The organism is Sphingobium sp. TomTYG73 (assembly GCF_055394245.1).
The window spans coordinates 855675-879867 of sequence record NZ_AP027339.1 but is presented as its reverse complement, the minus strand read 5'-3'; the positions used below and the strand labels follow the sequence as shown (position 1 = coordinate 879867).

General features: G+C 61.6%; 26 protein-coding genes, 1 tRNA gene and 1 pseudogene. 18 read left to right on the top strand and 10 right to left on the bottom strand.

Going from position 1 to position 24193, the window contains the following annotated elements:
* Positions 1-45: 45 nt before the first annotated feature.
* Entirely contained in the window at positions 46-507 is a 462-nt protein-coding gene (nrdR, locus tag ACZ5TH_RS04520) for a transcriptional regulator NrdR (RefSeq protein ID WP_196226215.1), read from the top strand.
* A 97-nt stretch (positions 508-604) separates the two neighbouring features.
* On the top strand, positions 605-1333 hold the full coding sequence (locus ACZ5TH_RS04515) for an RNA methyltransferase (protein WP_464794763.1): 729 nt from the start codon (positions 605-607) through the stop codon (positions 1331-1333).
* Here ACZ5TH_RS04515 and ACZ5TH_RS04510 read toward each other — a convergent pair.
* On the bottom strand, positions 1330-1626 hold the full coding sequence (locus ACZ5TH_RS04510; protein ID WP_464795056.1) for a chorismate mutase: 297 nt from the start codon (positions 1624-1626) through the stop codon (positions 1330-1332). The genes ACZ5TH_RS04515 and ACZ5TH_RS04510 overlap by 4 nt on opposite strands.
* Before the next feature lie 232 nt (positions 1627-1858).
* On the opposite strand from ACZ5TH_RS04510, the gene rpsD reads away from it, so the two are divergent.
* The 7 genes from rpsD to ACZ5TH_RS04475 all read left to right on the top strand — a co-directional run bounded on the left by rpsD (position 1859) and on the right by ACZ5TH_RS04475 (position 7419).
* Positions 1859-2473: a 30S ribosomal protein S4 gene (gene rpsD / locus ACZ5TH_RS04505; RefSeq protein ID WP_449472226.1), complete on the top strand. Its 615-nt coding sequence runs from the start codon at positions 1859-1861 to the stop codon at positions 2471-2473.
* Between the two features lie 129 nt (positions 2474-2602).
* Positions 2603-4258, top strand: a complete 1656-nt coding sequence (locus ACZ5TH_RS04500) for a M28 family peptidase (RefSeq protein ID WP_464794762.1) — start codon at positions 2603-2605, stop codon at positions 4256-4258.
* 172 nt (positions 4259-4430) lie between these two features.
* A complete protein-coding gene (locus ACZ5TH_RS04495; protein WP_460988021.1) occupies positions 4431-4985 on the top strand; it encodes a PilZ domain-containing protein in 555 nt (184 codons plus the stop codon).
* An 81-nt stretch (positions 4986-5066) separates the two neighbouring features.
* Positions 5067-6050, top strand: a complete 984-nt coding sequence (locus ACZ5TH_RS04490; protein ID WP_464794761.1) for an agmatine deiminase family protein — start codon at positions 5067-5069, stop codon at positions 6048-6050.
* Entirely contained in the window at positions 6050-6250 is a 201-nt protein-coding gene (locus ACZ5TH_RS04485; RefSeq protein WP_464794760.1) for a hypothetical protein, read from the top strand. The genes ACZ5TH_RS04490 and ACZ5TH_RS04485 overlap by 1 nt, the downstream gene beginning before the upstream one ends.
* Positions 6251-6263: 13 nt before the next feature.
* A complete protein-coding gene (gene aguB / locus ACZ5TH_RS04480; protein WP_464794759.1) occupies positions 6264-7112 on the top strand; it encodes an N-carbamoylputrescine amidase in 849 nt (282 codons plus the stop codon).
* 16 nt (positions 7113-7128) lie between these two features.
* Positions 7129-7419 carry a putative quinol monooxygenase gene (locus ACZ5TH_RS04475; RefSeq protein ID WP_464794758.1) on the top strand — a complete coding sequence of 97 codons (291 nt, stop codon included), beginning with the start codon at positions 7129-7131 and terminating at the stop codon, positions 7417-7419.
* A 10-nt stretch (positions 7420-7429) separates the two neighbouring features.
* On the opposite strand, the gene ACZ5TH_RS04470 is transcribed toward ACZ5TH_RS04475, so the two are convergent.
* Positions 7430-8080: a uracil-DNA glycosylase gene (locus ACZ5TH_RS04470; protein ID WP_464794757.1), complete on the bottom strand. Its 651-nt coding sequence runs from the start codon at positions 8078-8080 to the stop codon at positions 7430-7432.
* 23 nt (positions 8081-8103) lie between these two features.
* Between ACZ5TH_RS04470 and folK the strand changes: the two genes are divergently transcribed.
* On the top strand, positions 8104-8616 hold the full coding sequence (folK, locus tag ACZ5TH_RS04465) for a 2-amino-4-hydroxy-6-hydroxymethyldihydropteridine diphosphokinase (protein ID WP_464794756.1): 513 nt from the start codon (positions 8104-8106) through the stop codon (positions 8614-8616).
* 44 nt (positions 8617-8660) lie between these two features.
* Positions 8661-8736, top strand: a tRNA-Lys gene (locus tag ACZ5TH_RS04460).
* 44 nt (positions 8737-8780) lie between these two features.
* Here ACZ5TH_RS04460 and npdG read toward each other — a convergent pair.
* The 3 genes from npdG to ACZ5TH_RS04445 all read right to left on the bottom strand — a co-directional run bounded on the left by npdG (position 8781) and on the right by ACZ5TH_RS04445 (position 11648).
* Positions 8781-9446, bottom strand: a complete 666-nt coding sequence (npdG, locus tag ACZ5TH_RS04455) for an NADPH-dependent F420 reductase (protein ID WP_464794755.1) — start codon at positions 9444-9446, stop codon at positions 8781-8783.
* 157 nt (positions 9447-9603) lie between these two features.
* Positions 9604-10338: a TetR/AcrR family transcriptional regulator gene (locus tag ACZ5TH_RS04450; RefSeq protein WP_464794754.1), complete on the bottom strand. Its 735-nt coding sequence runs from the start codon at positions 10336-10338 to the stop codon at positions 9604-9606.
* Between the two features lie 110 nt (positions 10339-10448).
* A complete protein-coding gene (locus ACZ5TH_RS04445) occupies positions 10449-11648 on the bottom strand; it encodes a serine hydrolase domain-containing protein (RefSeq protein WP_464794753.1) in 1200 nt (399 codons plus the stop codon).
* 145 nt (positions 11649-11793) lie between these two features.
* Here ACZ5TH_RS04445 and ACZ5TH_RS04440 point away from each other — a divergent pair, with 145 nt between their 5' ends.
* The 3 genes from ACZ5TH_RS04440 to ACZ5TH_RS04430 are packed head-to-tail and all read left to right on the top strand — an operon-like array spanning position 11794 to position 15701.
* Positions 11794-12306, top strand: a complete 513-nt coding sequence (locus ACZ5TH_RS04440) for an RNA polymerase sigma factor (protein WP_464795055.1) — start codon at positions 11794-11796, stop codon at positions 12304-12306.
* Between the two features lie 55 nt (positions 12307-12361).
* Positions 12362-13291, top strand: a complete 930-nt coding sequence (locus ACZ5TH_RS04435) for a FecR family protein (protein ID WP_464795054.1) — start codon at positions 12362-12364, stop codon at positions 13289-13291.
* Positions 13275-15701, top strand: coding sequence for a TonB-dependent receptor (locus ACZ5TH_RS04430; RefSeq protein ID WP_464794752.1), 2427 nt, complete (start codon positions 13275-13277; stop codon positions 15699-15701). The genes ACZ5TH_RS04435 and ACZ5TH_RS04430 overlap by 17 nt, the downstream gene beginning before the upstream one ends.
* Before the next feature lie 162 nt (positions 15702-15863).
* Here ACZ5TH_RS04430 and ACZ5TH_RS04425 read toward each other — a convergent pair whose 3' ends face one another.
* From ACZ5TH_RS04425 to gatC, 4 genes are all read right to left on the bottom strand, one after another.
* Complete coding sequence (locus ACZ5TH_RS04425) at positions 15864-16733, bottom strand: hypothetical protein (RefSeq protein ID WP_464794751.1); 870 nt, start codon at positions 16731-16733, stop codon at positions 15864-15866.
* Between the two features lie 73 nt (positions 16734-16806).
* Positions 16807-18309, bottom strand: a complete 1503-nt coding sequence (gene gatB, locus ACZ5TH_RS04420; RefSeq protein WP_464794750.1) for an Asp-tRNA(Asn)/Glu-tRNA(Gln) amidotransferase subunit GatB — start codon at positions 18307-18309, stop codon at positions 16807-16809.
* 94 nt (positions 18310-18403) lie between these two features.
* Complete coding sequence (gatA, locus tag ACZ5TH_RS04415; RefSeq protein WP_464794749.1) at positions 18404-19888, bottom strand: Asp-tRNA(Asn)/Glu-tRNA(Gln) amidotransferase subunit GatA; 1485 nt, start codon at positions 19886-19888, stop codon at positions 18404-18406.
* A 98-nt stretch (positions 19889-19986) separates the two neighbouring features.
* Positions 19987-20274 (bottom strand): Asp-tRNA(Asn)/Glu-tRNA(Gln) amidotransferase subunit GatC, encoded by a 288-nt coding sequence (gene gatC / locus ACZ5TH_RS04410; RefSeq protein ID WP_464772272.1) that lies wholly within the window; start codon positions 20272-20274, stop codon positions 19987-19989.
* 126 nt (positions 20275-20400) lie between these two features.
* On the opposite strand from gatC, the gene ACZ5TH_RS04405 reads away from it, so the two are divergent.
* The 3 genes and pseudogenes from ACZ5TH_RS04405 to ACZ5TH_RS04395 all read left to right on the top strand — a co-directional run.
* Positions 20401-21519, top strand: a complete 1119-nt coding sequence (locus ACZ5TH_RS04405) for a DUF3089 domain-containing protein (protein ID WP_464794748.1) — start codon at positions 20401-20403, stop codon at positions 21517-21519.
* A complete protein-coding gene (ruvX, locus tag ACZ5TH_RS04400) occupies positions 21516-21989 on the top strand; it encodes a Holliday junction resolvase RuvX (RefSeq protein ID WP_460987990.1) in 474 nt (157 codons plus the stop codon). The genes ACZ5TH_RS04405 and ruvX overlap by 4 nt, the downstream gene beginning before the upstream one ends.
* A gap of 77 nt (positions 21990-22066) precedes the next feature.
* Positions 22067-22270 (top strand): annotated as a pseudogene (locus ACZ5TH_RS04395) (glutaredoxin); the annotation flags it as partial.
* A 2-nt stretch (positions 22271-22272) separates the two neighbouring features.
* Here the strand turns inward: ACZ5TH_RS04395 and serB are convergent.
* Positions 22273-23184, bottom strand: a complete 912-nt coding sequence (gene serB / locus ACZ5TH_RS04390) for a phosphoserine phosphatase SerB (RefSeq protein ID WP_464794747.1) — start codon at positions 23182-23184, stop codon at positions 22273-22275.
* Between serB and miaA the strand changes: the two genes are divergently transcribed.
* Positions 23183-24127 carry a tRNA (adenosine(37)-N6)-dimethylallyltransferase MiaA gene (miaA, locus tag ACZ5TH_RS04385; protein WP_464794746.1) on the top strand — a complete coding sequence of 315 codons (945 nt, stop codon included), beginning with the start codon at positions 23183-23185 and terminating at the stop codon, positions 24125-24127. The two genes, serB and miaA, sit on opposite strands and share 2 nt — an antisense overlap.
* The last annotated feature ends 66 nt before the right edge of the window (positions 24128-24193 follow it).

Sequence of the window (24193 nt, the reverse complement as noted above, 5' to 3'; positions counted from 1 at the left end):
CATCTCGTGTCTCGACTCATCCGAACGAACGGAGCTTATTACTGAATGCGTTGCCCCTTCTGTGCTCACGACGACAGTCAGGTAAAGGACAGCCGCCCCACCGAAGATGGCGCCGCCATTCGCCGCAGACGGCAGTGCGAAGCCTGTGGCGCGCGCTTCACCACGTTCGAGCGCATCCAGCTGCGCGACATCTGGGTGGTGAAAAGCGAGGGACGTAAGGAAGCGTTCGACCGTGACAAGCTGGCGCGCTCCATCGACATCGCCTGTCGCAAGCGGCAAATCGATCCCAGCAGGCTGGAAAAGCTCATATCCGGTATTCAGCGGCAGCTGGAAACCAGCGGCGACGGCGAAGTGCCCGCGCGCGCCATCGGCGAGATGGTGATGGAAGGCCTCAAACGGCTCGACAGCGTCGCCTATATTCGCTTCGCCAGCGTGTATAAGGACTTCACCGATGCTCAGGACTTCGAGGATTTCGCGGGCTCGGTGAAAGAGGTTGGGAGTGAGTGAGGGCGGCGGCTACCCCAATTCCCCATTCGTCACTTCGCAAAAAACCTTCGATAACGAGCTGCAATAAGCTCGGCCACTTTTCAGAGCAAACGGGATAATGTCAGAGCCTTCAGCACCCCGCCCCGTCATCGTCCTCGTGCGCCCGCAACTCGGTGAGAATATTGGCAAGGCCGCGCGGGCCATGCTGAATTTCGGGCTTACCGAGATGCGACTGGTCAGCCCGCGTGATGGGTGGCCCAATCCTGATGCTGGCCCGTCGGCGGCTGGAGCCGATGTCGTGCTCGACAAGGCGGAGGTTTTTGAAAGCCTTGCCGACGCTGTCGCGGACTGTTCGCACGTTTATGCGACCACGGTGCGCAAGCGGGGCGTGACCAAGCCGGTGGTGACGCCGGAAGAAGCGGCACGCGAAATTCACGAGGCTGCGGGAAGGGCGGCCTATGTTTTCGGGCCGGAGCGATCAGGGCTTGAAACGGAGGATGTGGCGCTCGCCCGCAAGATTCTGACTGTGCCGATCAACCCTGAATTCGGATCATTGAACCTGGCGCAGGCGGTCATCCTGTGCGCCTATGAATGGTCGAAACAGGCCCAGTTGGAACAGCCGACGGTCGTCGACCTTGGCGAACCGGCGCCACAGGTGGAACTGGAAGGGATGATAAACCAGTTCGAAACTTTGCTGGAAGGTGCGGGCTATTTCTTCCCGCCCGATCGGGCACCCGCGACCAAGCGGACGTTGCGGAACCTGCTGACGAAGCCCGGCTGGAACCATCTGGAGGTGCGGACACTGCGCGGCGTACTTTCCGCCCTGAGCAATCCGCGATCGCGCTAGGCTTTGAGGCGATCGAATTCCTTCATTTCATAGGCGATCGAAGCTTCAACCAACTGGTCCCACAAAGCAGCTATAATGTCAGCGGGAATGCCTAGACGATCAGCTTCAGCGCGAACATTGTCGATCACCTCCGCCTTTCGCGCTTCGTCGCGTACGGCGCTTCTTTCCGGCTTGATACGGGCGGCCGCGCGCATGTGGGCGAAGCGTCGAGCGAGCAGCGCAACGAGCTGACGGTCGATTTCATCCACGCCGGTCCGGACTTGCGCCATGCTGGTGTAGTTTTCGGGGTCCATGGCGACGCTGACTAGGCGCGCCGAGGGCAGCTGTCGAGGGTTGACATGCCACTTTGCCTTCTTCATAGGCGCGCCTTCGTGATTGGCCCCGCACCCCGGTGAAGCGGCGGCCCTGCCCCTTTATGGCAAGCAGGCGAGTACCGGGAATAACTTTCACCCTCCCCGAAAAGTGGGAACCGGTTTTCGGATCAGGAGGGTGAACAAACGTTGTTAGCGATTGTAAGGAATTATCATGTCGAAGCGTTCCAGCGCCAAGTATAAACTCGACCGCCGCATGGGCGAGAACATCTGGGGTCGCCCGAAGAGCCCGGTCAACAAGCGTGAATATGGTCCCGGCCAGCACGGTCAGCGCCGCAAGGGCAAGATGTCCGACTATGGCATCCAGCTCAAGGCGAAGCAGAAGCTGAAGGGCTATTACGGCGACATCACCGAAAAGCAGTTCAAGAAGAACTACACCGAAGCCGCCCGCATGAAGGGCGACACCGGCCAGAACCTGATCGGTCTGCTGGAGCGCCGCCTAGACGCGGTCGTCTATCGCGCCAAGTTCACGCCCACCATCTGGTCGGCGCGTCAGCTGGTTTCGCACGGTCACGTCTATGTGAACGGCGTGAAGTGCAACATCGCAAGCCGTCTGGTTAAGCCGGGCGACGAAATCACCCTGGGCAAGAAGGCACAGGAAATGGCGCTGGTTCTGGAAGCACAGAGCCTGCCCGAGCGCGACATCCCTGACTATGTGTCGCCCGATGGCGCTGCCAAGGTCACCTATGTCCGCGTCCCGTCGCTGGACGAAGTGCCCTACCCGGTGAAGATGGAACCGAATCTGGTCGTCGAATTCTATTCGCGCTGATCAGTCAGGGTCATGATTTACGGAAAGGCGGTCCTTCGGGGCCGCCTTTTTTGTTTGTTCAACAAGCCTTGTACCGTGTGAGGGCTGCTGGCAGAAATGCTGCGCCCTTCCCTTTTCAAGGCTGTTGCGATGCGTTCGTTTATTTCAATTTCGCTGATGGCCCTAGTTGCTGGCAGTGCCGCGGCGGCTGGGCCGTCGGACGTAAGCCCGTCGATCGAAACCATGAAGGAGGTGGTGAAAGAAATTTCATCGGACGCCTATGAGGGGCGGGCGCCGGGGACTGCGGGTGAGGAGAAGACGCTTTCCTATTTGGTGCGGCGGTTCGAGGCGATCGGGCTGAAGCCGGGCAACAAGGGCAGCTGGTTCCAGGATGTCCCGCTCGTGGAGATCGCGGCGAAGAATGTTTCGCCGCTGCGTTTCATTGGCGGCAAGGGGCCGGTTTCGGCCGATTATGGATCGCAGATGGTGATCGCCACCTACCGCACGGCTGCGCCGCATATCGAGGTCCAGGATAGCCCGGTCGTATTCGTCGGCTATGGCATCAAAGCGCCTGAAAAGAAGTGGAACGACTATGCCGGGGTGAACGTCCGGGGCAAGACGGTCATCATTCTGGTCAACGATCCCGATTATCAGAACCCTACTCTTAGTGGGCCGTTCAAGGGCCGCGCCATGACCTATTATGGTCGTTGGACCTACAAGTTCGAAGAGGCTGCGCGGCAGGGCGCGGCGGCCGCGATCATCGTCCATGACACTATGCCCGCCGCCTATGGCTGGAACGTCGTTCAATCGAGCTGGACCGGGGCGCAGCATGTCGCGGACAGCGCGGACGGCAACGCGAAGCAATCGGCGGCTATCGGGTGGATGCAGAAGGACAAGGCTGCGGCGCTGATGGCGAGCGCAGGCCTTAATCTGAATAGATTGAGCGCGGCGGCGAAGAAGCGCGGGTTCAAGGCGGTGCCGCTGAAGGGCATCAAGGCGAGCGTCTCCTTTGACAATGCCATCCGCAAGCACATGTCCAAGAATCTCGTGGCCCTGCTGCCCGGCAAGACCCGGCCTGATGAATATGTGCTCTATGCGGCGCATTGGGACCATCTTGGTCGCTGCGAGGCCGCACCCGATGGCGACGACATCTGCAACGGCGCCATCGACAATGCGACCGGGACGGCAGCGCTGGTCGCGCTGGCGGAGGCGAATGTGAAAGCAGGGCCGAGCGCGCGTAGTCAGGTGTTCCTGGCGGTGACTGCGGAGGAGTCCGGGCTTCTGGGATCAGCCTATTATGGGAACCACCCCGTCTTTCCGCTCAGGCAGACAGTGGGCGGCGTCAACATGGACGCGCTCAGCATGGCAGGGCTGGCGAAAAACGTCGTGGTGATCGGCAAGGGCAAATCGCAATTGGACGCCTATCTGGATCGTGCCCTGGCCGCGCAGAAGCGTGTAGCCAGCCTGGAGCCCACCCCCGAAAAGGGATTCTACTATCGGTCTGACCATTTCAGTTTTGCCAAACATGGTGTCCCGATGCTCTATTTCGAAGGGGGGCAAGACCTGGCGAAGGGCGGGATTGAAGCGGGCGCCGCTGCGGCGAAAGATTATGAGGAACATCGTTACCACAGCCCAAAGGACGAATATGATCCAAAATGGGACTGGAGCGGCGTGAAGGCTGACCTCAAACTTTACTACGAGGTCGGCAGGGCACTGGCGAACACCACCGAGTGGCCGAACTGGATGGCAGGGGACGAATTCCGCGCGATCCGGGACAAAAGTCGAGCCAGCAATCAGCATCATTAAGCGCGACCGACACGCTATTTTTCATCCGATCCGATGCAGAACATCAAGCTGCGCGCTGCCCAATTATCCAACAAGGCCAGCCGGTTAATTATTTCCCTTACGGAAACTTGATCCCTATGACCACAATGTCCGAAGAATCGGATACGTAACGATAAAAAAATGGGGATGGGTCGTGGAAGTCAACAAGTCAGTCACAATCTTGCATGTCGGCAAGTTGGTGACGGCGCACAAGGAATGCCTGTGCGTCGTCCATTCGCTGTCACCGCGTGAAGCACTCGTGCGCACGAGCCTGCCGATGACGGCGGGCGAGAGCGTCACGCTGGGGCTGCGAAACGGTTTTTCCGTTTCGGCTGTCGTCGGCATGAACATGGGCGATCATGTGTCTTTGCTGTTCGAAGAGCATATCGCCATTTCGACCATCATCGCGGAACAGAGGCAGGGTCGCAGCGAACGGGAAGCCGTTCGGCTGAACATCGTCATGCCTATTACCGTATCCGCTATCACCGGCACGCATTCCTGTATGATGCAGGACATTTCGCTGTTCGGGATCAAGGTCCTCGACGAGGCAGGGCTTCGGGAAAACATGAAGGTGCAGGTCATCGTCGAAGGGCTGGGCAAGCGGGATGCCATGGTCCGTTGGCGTCAGGATACATATGCAGGATTGAGTTTCGAGGTAGCCCTTGGATTCAAGTTGCTCGACCAGTGGGCGGCGCAGATAATGGGCTGACGCCGTTGAATTTGGCGCTGTCACACTGACCGCAATCCTGTAGAGCGCAGGGGACAACGCCATCTCAGCAGGAGAAAGCCGATGACATTCCGTATGCCTGCCGAATGGGCGCCGCATGAATGGACCTGGATCGGCTTTCCCACTTATCCGGAGGAATGGCCGGACGCGTTCGCAGATGCGCGGGTGCAGATAGCTGCTTTTGCCAGGGCGCTTCATGCCGATGGCAGGGGTGAAGAGGTGCGGCTGGTCTGCGCCAATGAGGGCGACGCGGCAGTGGCGCGATCGCTGGCTGGACCGGATGTGACGATCGTCGTCCAAAAGCTGGGCGACGTATGGCTGCGGGACACGGCGCCGATCGCGGTGATGCGCGGGGGCGAGCGGGCTCTGGTCGATTTCGGCTTCAATGGCTGGGGTGGCAAATATCAGATGCCGGGCGATGAAGATATCGGTGCGCGTCTCGCCGCGACCACCGGGTTGGCGACATCTTCGCAGCATTGGATATTCGAAGGCGGCGCCGTCGACACGGATGGCACCGGCCTGTTCGTGACGACTGAGCAATGCCTGCTCAATCCCAATCGCAATCCGGACCTGGATCGGGGCAAGATCGAAACGCTGCTGGCGGGATCGCTGGGGCTGTCCGACATGCTGTGGCTGGGCGACGGGTTGCTGAACGATCATACGGACGGCCATGTCGATAATCTGGCGCGCTTCGTTGCTCCGGGGGTGCTGGCGCTGCCCGAAGCAAGCACGGATGATGATCCCAACGCCGCCATCTACGCCGATGCCCGCGCCCGCGCCAAGGCGTTCGGCGTCGAGGTGGCGTCCATCCCCTCCCCCGGCCGCGTGCTGGTGGATGGTGAAGTGATCCCCGCCAGTTACATGAATTTCTATATCGGCAACGCTGCCGTCATCGTGCCCGTCTATGGCAAGCCCAATGATCAGGCGGCGCTGGACGCGATCAAGCCGTTCTTCCCCGATCGCGAGATCATCGGGCTCCGCAGCGACGCCATCCTGTCGGGCGGCGGCAGTTTCCATTGTTGCAGCCAGCAGATGCCGTCGGCATGATGAGCGGGACGCTGGCGATACGCGCGCTTTTGTCGGGCGTCATCATCGCCATCGTTTCTGTCGTATCCCGGCGCTATCTCCCCGCGCTGCTGCGGCGGGGCATTTTCTTTCCCCCAGCATTGATCGCCGGTTGCGCAATGACGATCCTTCTCTATCTCGCAACCGTCGCCATCACCGCCCGATTGGGCATTCGCCTCTAGGACCACCGAGGATATGACCAAAGTCACCGTTGCCGCCCTTCAGCTCGCCTTTTCAGAGGATCTGGATGACAATGTCGCCATGGTGTCGGACCATGTGGTGAAGGCAGCGGCACGGGGCGCGAAGATCGTCCTGCCGCCCGAGCTGTTCGAAGGGCATTATTTCTGCAAGGTCGAGGATGAGGCCCTGTTCGCCAATGCCAAGCCGATCGGCGAACATCCCGCCGTGGCCGAGATGCGCAAGGTGGCAAAGGCGGAGCGCGTCTATATTCCCACCAGCTTTTTCGAACGCGACGGCCAGCATCATTATAATTCTCTCGCGATGATCGATGATGAAGGCGAGATCATGGGCGTCTATCGCAAGAGCCACATTCCGGACGGGCCGGGTTATGAGGAAAAATATTATTTCCGTCCCGGCAATAGCGGATTCAAGGTGTGGGAGACGCGCTACGGCACGATCGGCGTCGGCATCTGCTGGGACCAATGGTATCCGGAGGCGGCGCGGGTCATGGCGCTGATGGGGGCCGAGCTGCTCTTCTACCCTACCGCGATCGGATCTGAACCCTATGATGCGGATCTGGACACTAGCCGCATGTGGCGTCGGGCGATGATCGGCCATGCCGTCAGCAATTGCATGCCGGTCATCGCGGCGAACCGGATTGGCGACGAGGAAGGCCAGAAATTCTACGGCCACAGCTTCATCAGCGATGAGTGGGGCGATTTCGCGGCGGAAGCCGATGCCAAGGACAATGGCGCTCTGGTCGCCACGATCGATCTGGCCCAGGCGCGCAAGCATCGGGCAGGCATGGGGTTCTTCCGCGACCGGCGGCCGGAGCTTTATTCCCGGATCGCACAAGACATCTGATTGGGAGAATGACGCCATGACGGTAGCACGCCATTATGTGATGCACGCCCGAGAGGGATCGGACGCCGCGCTGGAAAGCGCCCTTCGCGCACTTGCCGACGCCGTCCGCCCGCTTCCCGGTTGCGAGGGTGTCGAGATGCTGCGCGACCTGGGGAATGAGCGGCGCTTTGTTTTTATCGAGCGCTGGGCTGATGTCGAAGCGCACAAGGCGGCGGGGCCGATGCTGGACAAGGGGCTGTTCGGGCCAATGATGGCCGCGTTGGATGGGCCGCCGGAAGGTGCTTATCTCGATTATCTGATAAGCTGAGCGGCCCGCGTCAGAGCAGCGTCACCGCCCTTTCGAAAACGGCCGCAAACATCTCATTCGTCAGGCGGCCAGTCATTATGTTTCTTTGGGAACAGTGATAGCTGTCGATGACGATCTTGCCGCTGGGCATGCGATGTTCCGCCATATGGGCGAAGCGGGCCTTTGGGAGCTTGCCGCCTAACACCTTCACGACCGATTGATGCGCGATTTCGCCAAGCGCGATGAATATCCGTGCGTTGGGCAGTGCTTCCACGGCGGACTTCAGGAATATGCGGCAATTATGCGCTTCCTGCGGTACGGGCTTATTCTGCGGCGGGAGGCATTTCACGACATTGAGGATGATGGCGTCGTTCAGGACGAGCTGATCATCGGGCCGAGCCTCATAGGTGCCCTGGGCTAGGCCGACATTCAGCAGCGTCGCGAAGAGAAGATTGCCGGCGAAATCTCCCGTAAAGGCCCGGCCGGTCCGATTGGCTCCCTGCTTGCCGGGAGCCAGGCCGACGATGACGATGCGGCCGAGCGGATCGCCGAAGGCAGGCACAGGAGCGTTCCACCAGTCTGGATGCTGGGTCCGGCATTCCTCGCGCAAAGCGACGAGGCGCGGGCAGAGCGGACAATCGAGCGGAGCTTCCGCATGAGCTATGGGGCTTTGCAGCGTCATGCGTAGCGGTTAGGCGCAGTGCGATGGTCAAGACAAGCACTCTTCATCTTTACGCGCTTGCACTAGGGTCGAACCGGCCGCTTTCGGGGAAGCGGACGCCGAAGGTGCTGGTGCAGGAAGCTGCGGCCCGCTTGCGGCGGGTTGGCCGGGTGCTTGCGATGGCGCCGACATTGACGTCATCACCGGTCGGGCCTTCGTTGCGGGAATATGCGAACAGCGCCTTGTTGATCGAGAGCCACTTGCCACCGAAGGCAATGTTGAGCGCGCTCAAGATGATTGAAGCGGGACTTGGCAGGCGCCGCCATCGCCGATGGGGGGCGCGCAGCATCGATATCGACATCATCCTGTGGTCCGGCGGGCGCTGGGAAAGCAGGACGCTGGACATTCCGCACCCGGCATTTCGGGCGCGCGATTTCGTGCTGTCACCGCTTTGCGCGATCGCACCCGGCTGGCGCGATCCCGTTTCCGGCCTGTCCATCCGGCAGCTGCGGGCAAGGTTGCGAAAAGCACAAGTTTTGCTGCGTCCTAGAGGTTGACCAGTCGCATAACGGCCTCTAGTGCGTGCGGACCTCGCATGAGAGGGCCCTTAGCTCAGTCGGTAGAGCAACTGACTTTTAATCAGTAGGTCGCTGGTTCGAATCCAGCAGGGCTCACCATACTTCGCCATCGTCGGTTTGACATGGCGAGCCGCGCTTTCTCCTTAGACGCCTGTGATCCGGATGCCGGAGCCCGGTACTTTATATTTGCGGTTGAGCGCGATGAGGACGGAGGTCAGCCCTTCCGCCACGACGGAGTTGCAGAGCGGCCCCGCGTTCCAGGCGCGTAGGCCGATTTCCTGCGCCAGCGCCACTACCTGATCAGCGGCGGCAGGGTCGTCAGCGCAAACCAGAACGTCGCATTCCACATCTTCGTCCAGCTTGGTGAGATGATGGGCGCTGATATTCTGGAAGGCGGACACGACGCGAACGCCCTCGCCCAGCATCTTTTGCACAGCCTCCACCGCCGATCCGCCATTGGGAAGCTGTACGCGGCTCACCTTGGGCGGCATTAGGGGGACGGTGACGTCGATGAGGATCTTGCCTGCCAAGGCCGTTGCGACCTCTTGCACGGTGGACTGCTGTGCGGCGTAGGGGACGGCTAGAACGACGATCTCGCCCTGCGCGGCAGCCTCTGTATTGGGGGCGCCGGTGACGCGGTTGTCGCCAAGCACCTCGTTCATCTGCGCGGCGGCTTCCATTGCTCGTTCGGCCGTGCGACTGCCGATGATGACCCTGTGCCCCTTGTGCGCCCAGCGCATCGCGAGCCCGCCGCCTTCCTTGCCGGTTCCGCCCAGCACGGCGATCGTCGCCAGTTGTTCATTTTGCATCAGACATACTCTCCAATATTCGCGGCGCGGTTTTGGGCGCCATTTGATCTTTTTGTCGTCCCATCCTTGGGCAAAGCTGGCAGTTCCACGGTCCAGTAGCGTGGGGATGGTTTGGCTGAAAGTCGTTGTCTCTGCCCCGTGAACCGGAAGCAGAAGTTTAAGCTGCTATCGCCTTTGCGCTATGGGGCACAGGGATCGCATCCTCGCCGCGTTCAGCGATGTCCTTAAGAAGCGTCTCTACATCCTTGCGGGCGTTGCCTTTCAGCGCGCCCGAAAGGCAGCCCAGATAGCTGCTAACAAGCCGGACGACGACTTCATCGTCAGCGATGCGGCCCTGCGCCCATTCGTTGATCGTCGCGAATTCGAACCGCACCAGATCATCGACAAGCTTATCGACATCGACCCATGGCTGAAGCTGCTTCTTCGCTTCAAGCGCTGCGATCCAGCTGCGATTATGATGGACGGCGGGCGCGTGGATGGCGGTCCAGATATCGTGGTCGACATCGGAGCTGAAATAGAGGGACATGACCGCCTTAACGTAATTCCGCAGTTTTGCGTTGCGTTGAAGGACGGAAATCATGCGTTCGATATTATGCTCCATCGTGCCAGGTTCGCTGACATAGGAGAGATTGCTCACATATTCGTCGAAATATTCCTGGATCGCCGCCGCGATCATCCGTTCTCGGGTCTGGAACGCATTATAGAGTGTTCGCTTGGCAACGCCCGCGCGGTGCCCAATCTCGTTCATGCTGAAGGCGGCGATGCCCTGTTCAGCGATTACTTTTCGCGTTTCTTGCAGAATGCGCTTGCGCCGTTCGATGATGGCGGGGCTGGAATAGGTTTGCGGACGATCACCTACATCCTTCAGCATCGGCTTACCCTTGACGGTCAATCTCGTGCCTCATTCTGTGCATTTCATCCCCCGCTGCCTAGCATAGCGGGAATGCATGAAGGCGCAAATTTCGGTTTGAGTGGATGCGAGATGAAGCGGATCTCATCGGCTCAGGCCTTGCTTGTCGCAATCGCTGCCCGCACGCCATCGCGCAGTTCCCGGCGGATCGGATAGTTGTTCGACGGCAGATGCTGCGTCATCAGCAGCCCGATGATTTTTTCCATGGGGTCGATGAAGAAGAAGGTGGAGAACAGGCCTCCCCAAAAATATTCTCCGGTCGCAAGGTCAGTGGCCAAGCCCAGCCCGAAGCCTACCCCCACATAATCCGCCTCGCTGAACAAGGACAAGGAATGGCGGGCAAGATCGCCCCCGCCTGGAAGGTGATTTGCGTGCATGGCCGCAACGGTCTGCGGTTTGAGCAAGCGCGTGCCGTCCAGCTCACCGCCCCGCAACAGCATCCGGGCAAAGCGGTGATAGTCGTCCGCGGTCGATATGAGACCGCCTCCGCCGGAGCGCAGCTTCAAACTTCGCCGCCAACCGCTGCGCGCGCCACGATCGTAGAGCGACAGGCCGCCGTCGGGACGCAGCTGCCATGCGTCGGTCATCCGCTCTACCTTGTCGCCGGGCAGCTCGAAAAACGTGTCGGTCATCCCGAGTGGACGGAAGATGCGCTGAGTGAAGAAGCTGTCCAGATCAAGGCCGCTCAGCCGTTCGACCACCACGCCCAGAACGTCGGTCGCGACCGAGTAATTCCAGCGCTCACCGGGAGAAAATTCCAGAGGCAGTTGGGACAATGCCGCGATGAACTCGTCGGAACTGCGCTTCTGCTGAAACTCGTCAAGCCCGAGCCGACGATATTCGGCGTCGATCATCGTCTGCCGCTGGAGGCCGTAGGTCAGCCCAGACGTATGGCGGAGCAGATCGATCATTCGCATCGGCTGCTTTAAGGGCGTCCGATCCAATCCCACGAAGAGACTGGCAAATTCCGGCAGGACATCCGTCACGGGATCGTCCAGCGAGACCAGCCCCTGTTCGACCAGCATCATGAAAGCGACCGACGTGACCGGCTTCGTCATGGATGCAATCCGGAACAGCGAGTCTTTCTCAAGCACTTCCTGGCTGGCGCGTGCGACGCCACTGACATGCGACAGCAGAAAGCGCTCGTCGCGCGAGACAAGCAGGCGCAAATGAGGCAGCTTGCCGGTCGCTACATATTTTTCGTGCAGCGATGTGGCGAGCAGCTCCAGTTTCTCCGGATTCATGCCCGTCGCCGTCGCTGCCCTTACGTCAACCTGCGTGGTCGCCTGCATCCCGCCTCCGGTCACTCACCCGATTTGCGCTAGAGCAGTGGCGCTTTGAGAACAATCCCGGCGGCGACTATTCGCTTGTCCATTGCCAAAGACCTGTGGAGCCATCTATTTCGGGCGGCCTCACCTGCACTGGACCCACAACGGCATGGCCAGCGGCCTATCTGCGATATTTCTGGCGAACCGGGGCGCGCTGCTGCGCTTCCTGCGCGCGCGTGGCGCGGGGGACGATGCAGAGGATCTGATGCAGGACATGTGGATGAAGCTGGAAGCGAGGGATGTTGGTCCAGTCGCTGACCCCCTGCCCTATCTGTATCGCGCGGCCAACAATCTGATGCTGGACCGTTATCGTTCCAGCACGCGCCGGGGAAAGCGGGAGCAGGATTGGGCGGAGAGCGCTGGCGGCCTCATGGCCGATCCGGGCGAGGACATGGCCGTTGATGAGCGGCTGATCCTGGCCGAGATCGTGGAGAACGCGCAGGAGGTGCTGCGCGACCTGGGGCCACGCGTCGAACTGGTGTTTCGTCGATTTCGGATCGAAGGCGTCGGACAGCGGGGGATCGCCGAGGAACTGGGGGTCAGCCTGACGACTGTGGAAAAGGATTTACAGAAGGCTTACCGCGCGTTGACCGTCCTCAAGCAGAAGCTGGATACGGAATGACCTGCGCGGCGGCGTCTCGCCCGGTAAGGGGCAATATATGACCGGGGCGAATGCCATGCTTCACGAGGAGGCGCTCGGATGGGTCATCCGAACGCGCGATCCCGATTTTGTCGAATGGGACGCCTTCACCGTCTGGCTGGAGGCTGATCCGGCGCATGCAACGGCCTATGACGCCGTGATGGTGGCTGATGCCGGACTGGGTGCGATCATGGCGGCAGCCCCCGAAGCCACGCCTGCCGCCGCAAATGATCCGGGGCCGCCCAGATCGCGGCCCGGACGCTGGATTGCAGGAGGCGCGATAGCCGCAGCAATCGTGGCGGCCGTCTCCATCGGCAACTGGACGAGGAGCGACATCTATACCGTAACCACCCGTCCGGGTGAGGTGCGCAACATCGTCCTGGACGACGGCACGCGCATAGACCTGAACGGTGGATCGACGTTGCGCCTCGATCATGAGAATGATCGCTTCGCCGCGCTCGATGGCGGCGAGGCCGCCTTTACCGTCCACCACGACAGCGGTGATCCATTCCGGGTAACCGTGGGCAAAGCCGTGTTCGAGGATGCGGGCACCATCTTCAACATCGTCCATAGCGGCAATGCGACACGGATCGGCGTTGCGGAGGGCAAGGTGATCTTCGATCCGCAAGGGCAGGCGATCGCCCTGCCCGCAGGCCGAGGGTTGTCCAGCGACGCAACCGGCGTCCGCCTTATGACCATCGCGCCCGACAGCGTGGCAAGCTGGCGCGAGGGGCGGCTGAGTTACGATAATATGCCGGTGGCGCAGATCAGCGCGGATATCGCACGATCGCTGGGAGTGAAGCTGGACACGACGCCTGCGGCAGGCGGCACGCGGTTTACGGGCACGATCCGGCTGGACCGGAACTTGCCGCGCTTTTTCGCAGCCGCCGCTCCGCTCATGGGTCTTTCGGCCGTGCGACAAGGTGACGGATGGCTGCTGAAGGAAAAGGATGGCTCGATCCGCTGACATCCTTATCGTCACTGCCGTAGCCGTTGCAGCCACATCCCCGGCAAACGCTGCGGACAGGCAGATGATCAGCCTCGCCCCGTCCCGGCTGGGCGAAGCTGTCGTCGTGCTTGGCCGTCAGACGGGCGCCTCTATCGGCATGTCGGACCAGTCGCTCGCAGGGCTTGCCACGCCTGCGATCGAAGGCCGTTTGTCGGTTGAGACGGCCCTGCGCCGACTCCTGCGCGGGACCAATGCTCGTGCCGAGCGGATAAACGCCAGCACATGGCGCATCGTCCGCGCGCCTGTGACGCCTGCGCCGGCCGTTGCCGCCCGCGCCAGGTCAGCAATTCCCGAGCCGCCGCCGTCCGCCGAGATCGTCGTCACAGCCTCCAAGCGCGACGTCCCGTTGCCCCGCTATCCCGGCGTCGTGGAAGCCCTGGACTATGCCTCGCTCACCAGCGCAGAAGCCGCGGCTGGCACCGCAACTCTGCTGAGCCGTGTCGCCAGCCTGAGTTCCACCCATGCGGGTCCGGGCCGTAACAAGCTGTTCCTGCGCGCGATCGCCGATTCTGCCATCGCTGGTCCGACGCAGGCGACGACAGGGCAATATCTTGGCGACATGCGCCTCAACTATGCGGCGCCTGATCCCGACCTGCGCCTCTATGACATGCAGGGCGTCGAAGTGCTGGAAGGGCCGCAGGGCACGCTGTACGGTGCGGGGTCGCTGGGCGGGATCATCCGTCTGGTGCCCAATCCGCCCAATCTGGCACGGATCGGCGGGCAGCTGTCCACCGGCTTCAGCATCACCCAGCATGGCGATCCGGGTGGGGATGTTTCCGCGATGTTGAACGTTCCGGTCATTCCGGAACGGCTGGCGCTGCGCCTTGTCGGCTACGGCGTTCGGGAGGGCGGCTATATCGATGACCTCCAGCGCCGACGCAATGACGTCAATCGGACGGATATATATGGTGGCCGCGCCGCACTGCGTTATGCGCCCAATGAGGATTGGGTGATTGATCTCACGGGCCTCTACCAGCGGATCAACGGGGATGATGCGCAATATGCGGATCGGACGGCGGGTCCCCTCGACCGGAGGTCGAGCTTGGCCCAACCCTCGTCCTCCGACTATGCGCTCGGCAACGTGCGTTTCGAGAGGCAATGGGATGACCTGCGTTTCGTGTCGTCGACCGGCTATGTCCGAAACAGTCTGACCGAAAGCTATGACGCGACGCAGCCCTCCACGCCGCCTGCGCTGTTCACCCAGCATAATCGGGTTTCCATCTTTTCGACAGAGAACCGCCTGACTCGCGACAGGGAAAATGGTCTCGGGTGGATTGTCGGCCTCTCTTATCTGGAAAGCATATCGCGGCTGAGCCGGTCGCTGGCTTCCTTCGGCTCCGGCTTCGTGGAGGATGAGATCATCCCCGGCGTCCCGCTCTACGGCAGCGGCACTCCGGCAGTCGCGACGGGGGTGCGCAATCGCATCCGGGAAGCGACGATATTTGGCGAAACGTCTTTTGAACCCGTGGTCGGGCTGGTCGCCACACTGGGCGGTCGGTTGACGAACAGCAGCCTGTCAGGCGAGGCAGTCGATCCCGTCGCCCTGCTGGCCAGTGACGAGATCGCGCGGGCAGAAGCGGAGGCGAAGCGGCATGAGACGATCTTTCTGCCGTCCATTTCCCTGCTGAGCGATGCGATTCCGGGCCTGACGCTCTATGCCCGCTACCAGCAGGGATTTCGGCCGGGCGCGCTGGCGGTGGACGACCAGCATGTGATGCGGTTCAGTAACGACCGGGCATCGACGCTGGAGGTCGGCTTTCGCAAGGGCGTTTCCGGCGATCTGGTCGCGATCAGCGGGAATTTCGCCTATACGGACTGGCGCGATATTCAGGCGGATGTGATCGACAGGATCGGCCTGCCAGCCACGGCCAATATCGGTGACGGGCGCATCTTTACCGTCGAAGGCCGCATCGTTGTACGGCCGCTCCCGACGTTGAGCATCGATGGCAGTTTTATATATAATGACAGTCGGCTCAAAAGGGCCGCACCCTATGTCCGGGCGCTGGTGGCCGCAGACAAATCCATGACTTTGCCCAATGTCGCCAACCTCGGCGCCCGGATCGCGATCGATTATCGAGCCCGGTTGAGTGGTGACATGACCCTGCACCTGAACGGGTCCGCCAGATATGTCGGCAAGTCTCGGCTGGGCGTTGGCCCTGTCCTTGGGCGCGGCCAGGGTGATTATGTCGATACGGCGATGAGCGCGAGCGTTTCGCGTGGGCAGCTGCAATTCTCGCTGTCGCTCAGCAATCTGCTGGACAGCCGCGGCAATCGCTTTTCGCTGGGCACGCCATTTAATCTGCGCGGCGATTATGTGACGCCGATGCGTCCGCGAACGCTAAGGATTGGAATGGACTTCGCTTTTTGACGCCAGCGGTTACGGCAAAGATCCTATGGTGACGTCATGCCAATGAACGCTGGCGGGCGCCACCCCTCCTTTGCCCGCCAGACCTGCCATGAGGCCGTCTCGTCCCCCGGGACAGCCTTATGGACGGGACGCCGCTTGCTCCTCAGGCGGCGTCCCATTCGTTCACGGGTGGACGGCGAAATCGAAAATCCGTGCCGAGCCTGTGCCGTTGCCCCACATGCCGGGGCCAGCGACCGCGCTTACCGAATAAAGGAAGCCATATTCGCCAGCGGCCAGGTCCGATGACGGGGTGACCTTGAACACTCCCGGCGTCACCTGCTCATAATCGAAGGGGATGCGGTCCTTGTCCATCACCCCTGCCTTCGCGCCCGCCAGGTTCATGCTGCCCACGCGTGTTTCGCGACGATCCTTCTTCACTTCGAAGCGGATGAGGCTGAATTCATTGGGAGAGGTGATGGCGCTTGCCGGACCCGACAGCCACAATGAGCCGCCGGACTGGGAAAGGCCGCGCGTCGCCTCGTCGAAGTAGAAATAGAATGCCGGGCGCGTTCGGCCGGTGCGGACCCGCGCGGTGATGTTCGGGATGACTGCCTTGATACTGAGCGAAGCGATGCCGCCCGTAAAGGCGTAGCCCAATATGCCGCCGGTCTTGCTCTGGTTCGACGTCGTGGGATCGATCCGCACCATGCGCGCGTCGGTTGCCAGATACACGCCGGATGGGTGCGGGACCAGTGGGTCAGGCGAGTCAGCGGAGAAAACAGCCTTGGACGAAACCGCGCCTTCAGCGCCGGATTGGATCATGGCTGCTATGACCGGGCCAGAAACGCCCCGCTTTTTCAGGGCGATCAGATCGTCGGTCGACAGAGCGTAATGACCGGCGGACGCCCTGATCTTGGCGATCACGGCATCATCGCCCAAACCCGCCTGAACGAGCGACACGACCATGTCATTGGTCAGCGTTTCGGCCTGCACGCTCAGCGGCGCGCAGGCCGCCAATAGCGCAAGTCCCGCGATCAGTCCGCGTAGCTTCATGTCTCACCCCCTGTGGACGGAAGCGCCCCCGCTTCCCCTTTCCATTCAGGGCGTTTAGACAGCGGGCTTCGATTTAGGCAAGCGCCTTGCGGACGAGGTCGTTGACGACCTGGGGATTGGCCTTGCCCTGCATGGCTTTCATTGTCTGGCCGACGAAGAAGCCGAACAAGGCTTCCTTACCCGCCTTATATTGTTCAACCTTGTCGCCATTGTCGGCAAGGACCTTGGCCACCGCAGCTTCTATCGCGCCCGTGTCGCTGGTCTGCTTCAGGCCCTTTTCCTCGACGATCTTCGGCGCGCGATCGCCGGTTTCGAGCATGATCTCGAACACTTGCTTGGCGATGGTGCCGCTGATCGTGCCATCGGCGACGAGCGCGAGCAGTTCCGCGCCCTCTTCGGGGCCGACCGGACTGTCCTCAAGGCTTTTCCCGAGGCGGTTGAGAGCGCCGTACAGTTCGGACAGCAGCCAGTTGGCCGACGCCTTGGCGACCTCGCCCTCGCTCTTCTTCTGAATGCGCGCGGCTTCGGCCAGCAGCGCTTCGAACCAGCGCGCCGTGTCGGCGTCGGCGGTCAGCGTGGCGGCATTGTAGGCCGAAAGACCCAGCTGCTCCTCATACCGGCGGCGCTTGGCGTCCGGCAGTTCGGGCAACGACTGGCGGCATTCCTCCAGAAAGGCGTCTTCCAGTTCCAGCGGCAGAAGGTCCGGATCGGGGAAGTAGCGATAGTCGTGCGCATCTTCCTTGGACCGCATGGACCGCGTTTCATTCTTGTCCGGATCGTAGAGGCGCGTTTCCTGAACGACCTTGCCGCCCGCTTCCAGCACATCGACCTGACGGCTGGCCTCATATTCCACCACCGCCATGACGAAGCGGACGGAGTTGACGTTCTTCGTTTCGGTTCGCGTGCCGAACTCATGGCCGGGCTTGCGCACCGACACGTTGACGTCGGCGCGCATCGAACCCTGATCCATATTGCCATCGCACGAGCCAACATAACGAAGGATCGTGCGGAGCTTCGACAGATAGGCGCCAGCCTCGGCCGGTGAGCGCATGTCGGGCTTCGACACGATCTCCATCAGAGCGACGCCCGAGCGGTTGAGGTCGACATAGGAGCGCGTCGGGTGCTGATCGTGCATCAGCTTGCCCGCATCCTGTTCGACATGGATACGTTCGATCCCGATCCGCTTGGTCGCGGCGTCTGGGTTCTTCTCATCGAGATTGATCTCGATCTCGCCTTCGCCGACCAGCGGGTGGTAGAGCTGGCTGATCTGATAGCCCTGCGGCAAATCGGCGTAGAAATAATTCTTGCGGTCGAAGCGCGACCATTTGTTGATCTTTGCATTGATAGCCATGCCGGTGCGCACCGCCTGACGGATGCACTCCCGGTTGAGCACCGGCAACATGCCGGGCATGGCCGCGTCAACCAGCGACACCTGCGTGTTCGGTTCCGCACCGAACGCTGTCGCGGCGCCGGAAAAGAGCTTCGCATGGCTCGTCACCTGCGCATGGACTTCCAGGCCGATCACGACCTCCCACTCGCCGGTTGCGCCCTGAATGCGGTATGCTGTCTCGGTCATCTTTTACACCGTCATCCCAGCGGAAGCTGGGTCTTTCTCGTATGTTGTTCAACCTCGCCTGAGATGCCAGCCTGCGCTGGCATGACGGGACTGATTACCACCACTTCTCCGGCCGCGCAGTGAAGCCCGCGCGCTCTTCGATCGCCAAGCCTGCGTTCAGCACGGTCTGCTCATCCAGCGCCTTGCCGATGATCTGGAGTCCCAGCGGCAACCCCTGCGAGTCCAGTCCGCCCGGCACCGCCATGGCGGGCAAGCCAGCGAGCGAGGCAGGCACGGTGAAGACGTCGTTCAGATACATGGCCAGCGGATCGGCCTGCTTCTCTCCCAACGCAAACGACGCACTCGGCGCGGTCGGCGTCAGCAGTAGGTCGCACTTTTCGAAAGCCTGATCGAAGTCGCGCGCGATCAGCGCCCGCACCTTCTGCGCCTGCGTATAATAGGCGTCGTAGAAGCCCGCAGACAGCACATAGGTGCCGATCATGATGCGGCGCTTGACCTCTGGCCCGAAGCCCAAGGCGCGCGTGGCGGCATACATGTCCTGGAGGCCCGCTCCGTCGGGAAGGTCGCGTTGGCCGTAACGCACGCCATCATAGCGGGCGAGGTTCGAGGAAGCCTCGGCAGGGGCGATAATATAATAGGTTGGCAGCGCATATTTGGTGTGGGGAAGCGATACCTCCACGACCTCGGCGCCTGCGTCCTTCAACCAATCGATGCCCCGATCCCACATGGCGGAGATTTCCGCGTTCAGGCCATCGGGGCGATATTCCTTGGGGATGCCGACCTTCTTGCCCTTGAGACTGCTTGTGAGGTTGGCTTCCCACTGCGGCACGGCCAGATCAAGCGAGGTCGAATCCTTGGGATCGAAGCCCGCCATCGTTTCCAGCAGGATCGCATTGTCGCGCACCGTCCGCGCCATCGGCCCGGCCTGATCCAGCGAGCTTGCGAAGGCCACGATGCCCCAGCGCGAACAACGGCCATAGGTCGGCTTGATACCGCTGATGCCGGTGAAGGCGGCAGGCTGGCGGATGGAACCGCCGGTATCGGTGCCGGTCGCCGCCGGGCAGAGCCGGGCGGAGATCGCCGCCGAAGAACCGCCCGAGGAGCCACCCGGCGCCAGCGCGGCGTTGTCGCCACCGCCCCGCCGCCAGGGCGAGATCACATTGCCGAAATAGCTGGTCTCGTTGGATGAGCCCATGGCGAACTGGTCGAGGTTGAGCTTGCCCAGCATCCCCGCGCCCGCATCCCACAGCTTTTGGGAGACGGTGGATTCATAGGTCGGCTTGAACCCTTCCAGCATGTGGCTGGCGGCGGTCGTCTGCACGCCTTCGGTGCAGAACAGGTCCTTCATGCCGATCGGCACGCCCGACAGCGGCTTGAGCGCTTCGCCCGCAGCCTTTGCCTTGTCGGCGGCATCGGCGGATGCCAGCGCCTTTTCCGGCGTTTCCACGATGAAGGCATTTAGTGCCTTGGCCGCAGCGACATTGGCGTTGAACGCCTCGGCCACTTCGCGCGCGGAGAAGTCGCCGACGCGGAAACCGTCGCGGATTTCGGCTACTGTAAGATCGGTAAGATCAGTCAAACTCTTTCCCCGGTCGGACTGAGCCTTTCGAAGCCCAGTCCTTTCTTGAAGAGAAGTAGAGCCCTTCGACAAGCGCAGGGCGAACGGAATAACAGATGTTATTCAATGACTTTTGGCACAGCGAAGAAGCCATGTTCGGCTTGAGGGGCATTCGCCAGCACCTTGTCGCGAACATTGCCGTCGGTCACGGCATCCTCACGCAGGCGCAGATGGTTGGGGATGACGGCGGTCATCGGCTCTACGCCGGTCACATCCACCTCGCCCAATTGCTCCACCCAGCCAAGGATGTTGTTGAGTTCAGGCACCATCGCTTCGGCTTCGGCTTCGGTCACCGAAATGCGCGAAAGGCTGGCAATCTTCTTTACGGTCTGAAGGTCTATCGACATGGGCCGCCGCTACCACCCGCTCACGTCCGCTTCAAGTCCGCACTTGCGCATGAGGGGTGCCTGCGCCAGACAGGCGCCGTTCGACGCAGGCCATGGGGGTTCTGGCGATCGGCGGAGAGCAAAGCATTGGCCCGCAAGTTCCTCTATGTCGTCGCCAGCCTTATCGTGCTGGTCCTTGCGGCATTGCTGGTTTACCGCATCTGGGGGATGCAGCTGATCCGCGCGGTCATGGTGCCGCGAGAAGCCTTCACCCCGATCGCGCCGCTTCCGGCCAATGCCTATGATGATCCCAAGATGTGGATCGCTAGGCCAGACATCGCGCAAGGCAATCCGGCTTTGTGGAAACCCACCGGACAGAAGGATGAAGCGGTCACCCAGAAGGCGGCTGTGTTCTTCATCCATCCGACTTCCTACATCACCGCTTTCGGCGGCGCGCATTGGAACATGCGGCTGGACGACAAGGATGCGCTGACGACTGCCCGTCGTTTCGTGCAGGGACAGGCGAGCGCCTTCAACGCGGTCGGCGATGTCTGGGTGCCTCGCTATCGGCAGGCCAATTATGGCGCTTTCCTCACCGACAAGCCTGCTGGCGAACAGGCGCTGGCGGCGGCCTATCGCGATGTGCGCCAGGCCTTTGCGGCGTTTCTCAAAGCCAATCCCAAGGGTCCGCTGATCCTTGCAGGGCACAGCCAAGGGTCGCGCCACCTGCTCCAGTTGCTGCGCGATCAGGTTGCGGGGACGCCTGTCGCTTCCCGCATCGTGGCCGTTTATGCCGTTGGCTGGCCGGTATCCGTGGAGGCGGATTTGCCCGCCCTCGGCCTGCCCGCCTGCGCCCGGCGCGATCAGGCGCGGTGCATTGTCAGCTGGCAAAGCTATGCCGAGCCTGCTGATCCGGCTCCGATGGTGGAAAGTTTCGAGCGCTTGCGCGGTTTTACGGGCCGCCCTCGCAAGGGCACGCATATGCTCTGCACCAATCCCATTACCGGCACCTTCAACGGGGCCGCTCCGGCAAGCGCCAATATGGGTACGATCGATGGCCGGGATGAAGGCAAAGCGCCGCGGCTGCTGAAGGGCGTAGTTCCAGCCCGTTGTGATAGCAGCGGCATATTGATGATCGGGGAGCCGGTGGACATGGGGCCGTTCACGCTGCCGGGCAATAACTATCACGTCTATGACTATGGACTGTTCTGGGGTGACGTTCGGGAAGATGCGCGCCAGCGGGTGGCGAGTTTCCTGAAGAAATGAGCACGCTGCTCACCACCGACCGCGCGGCCTTCCGCGAGGCGCTGCCGTACGGCGGCCGCCTGCTCGGCATGGATGTTGGCACGAAAACGATCGGGCTTGCCTTGTGCGACGCGGGTTGGTCCATCGCGAGTCCGGCGCACACGGTGGCACGTGGGAAGTTCAGCAAGGACAAGGTCGCGCTCGCCGCTTTCATGGAGCAGCAGCAGGTGAAGGGCGTCGTCATCGGCCTCCCACTCAATCTCGATGGCAGCGAGAGTCCACGCAGCCAGGCGAGCCGTGCCTTCGGCCGCAACATTGCGGATCTTGGCCTGCCGATCCTGTTGTGGGACGAACGCTGGTCGACGCAGGCGGTTACGCGCACCTTGCTGGAAGCAGATGCGAGCCGTGCGCGGCGGGGCGAGTTGGTCGACAAGCTGGCCGCGAGCTACATTCTGCAAGGGGCGATCGACGGGTTGATGGCCGGGTTCTGACAGCCGTTCCGGTGAAGAACTACCCCTCGAAAGCCGAAATGATGGGACAAGGCCCCTCATCGGATGCGTGACATGCACTGGCGAGTTGGCTTTCCATCCCTGTGGCGCTGTTCATTGGCGGCATCGGCGCGGTATCAGTGTTCAAGGCTGTCTATATCGACAAGCGGGAACTGAAATGCGCCTGCGTCGGTGGCGGCAGCAACGTACCGTTGGGGTTCGTCTCCCTGACGGAAAACGTCATGATGGTTGCGATGGCGCTGTGGATGCTTGTTCATATCTGACCTCAGATGCCATCCCGATCGCTGTCTGAGAGCGACTGCGCCTTGACCCATTCTGCCGAAGAGATGCCCTGCGCATACAGAAGTACCGAGAGGTCGCCATAGACGATCTCCGCAGCGGCTGCTTCCCGCGTTTTGGGCTTGGCATGATAGGCAACGCCAAGACCCGCGCCCTGGATCATAGGTATGTCGTTGGCGCCGTCACCCACCGCGAGCGTCAATGCCCGATCAATGCCTGCTTCGATCGCGGCTTCCAGTTCCGCACGCTTGCGCGAGGCATCGACGATCGGCAGCGTTACCGTGCCAACCAGCGCTCCATCAGCAATCTCCAGAACATTCGCCACCGCACGATCAAACCCGATTTCCTCGGCCACGGGTCCGGTGAAGCGGGTGAAGCCGCCGGATACAAGGAGGGTTTCAGCCCCCCTCGCCTTCATTGTACGGACAAGTGCTCCCGCGCCCGGCATGATCCTCACGCGCTCTGTCCGGCATCGGTCGATCGCTTCATCGGCGAGGCCCTTGAGCAAGGCGACGCGCTCATGCAGCGCGCCTGCGAAGTCGAGCTCGCCGCGCATCGCCCGCTCGGTGATATCGGCGATCTGCGGCTTGATGCCCGCATAGTCGGCGAGTTCGTCGATGCACTCGACCGTGATCATCGTGGAGTCCATGTCCGCGATCAGCAGCTTCTTCTCGCGCCCCTCGGCAAGCTGAACGATGACATCGATCCTGTCGCCGATCCCGGTTAGCGCCGCGCGGGCCAACACAGCATCACCGCCGAAGAAAATATCGGCAGCCTTGCCCTCATCCAGCCACTTGCTATCCACCGGCGCGCAGCCAGCCGTCGCCAGCCGAGCCACGGCATCTTCAATATCCCGCTGACTCAAGGCCGCACTTGCCACTAAGGTTGCGACGAACATGGACACTCCTGAAACATCTATGGGCGAATCCCGCCCCCGCGTCGCGCTTATTGCCGGGCCTACCGCCAGCGGCAAGAGCGCGCTGGCACTCCGGCTGGCCCAAGCGACCAATGGCATCGTCATCAATGCCGACGCCAGCCAGGTATATGACGATCTCCAAGTCCTTTCCGCGCGCCCGAGCAGGGAGGAAATGGGTGGCATCCCGCACCGCCTTTTCGGCCATATTGACGGGGCGGAAGCCTGTACGGCTGCGCGGTGGGCGGCAGAAGCGCGCGAGGAGATCGGCAAGGCGCATGCCGAAGGACGCCTGCCCATTCTGGTCGGTGGCACGGGGCTTTACCTGCGCACATTGTTTGATGGTATCGCTCCGGTGCCGGACATCGATCCCGCCATTCGTTCCGCTGTCCGCGCCATGCCGGTCGCCGATGCCCATACCGCATTGTCAATTGAGGACCCGGCAGCTGCCGCCCGGCTGGCGCCTGCCGATAGCACAAGGGTCGCCCGTGCATTGGAAGTGGTGCGCTCGACAGGCCAGCCGCTTGCCTATTGGCAACAGCAGAAGGTGGGAGGCATCGGCGAACAGATCCACCTTTCACCGCTGATCCTGCTGCCCCCGCGCGATTGGTTGATCGGACGTTGCGACCAACGCTTCGAGCAGATGGTAGAGGGTGGCGCCGTAGCCGAAGTAGAGGCCCTGCTTACCCGCAATCTCTCGCCCGATCTTCCCGTCATGCGCGCTATCGGCGTGCCTGAAATTGCGAGCTGGCTTGCCGGTGATATGGACCGCGAGATGATGCTGGAGCGCGGCCGGATTGCGACCCGGCAATATGCCAAACGCCAATATACCTGGTTTTCGCGGCAGCCCCCAGCCATTTGGCCCAGGGAAACACGCCCTGTTGATGACAATTCAGCATCTAAAATCGTAATTAAATTACGTGAATAGATATTGACTAGCCATTTTATGTCTAATAGAGGCACCCACCTTGCCTTCGCTCCTCATCTGGAGCAG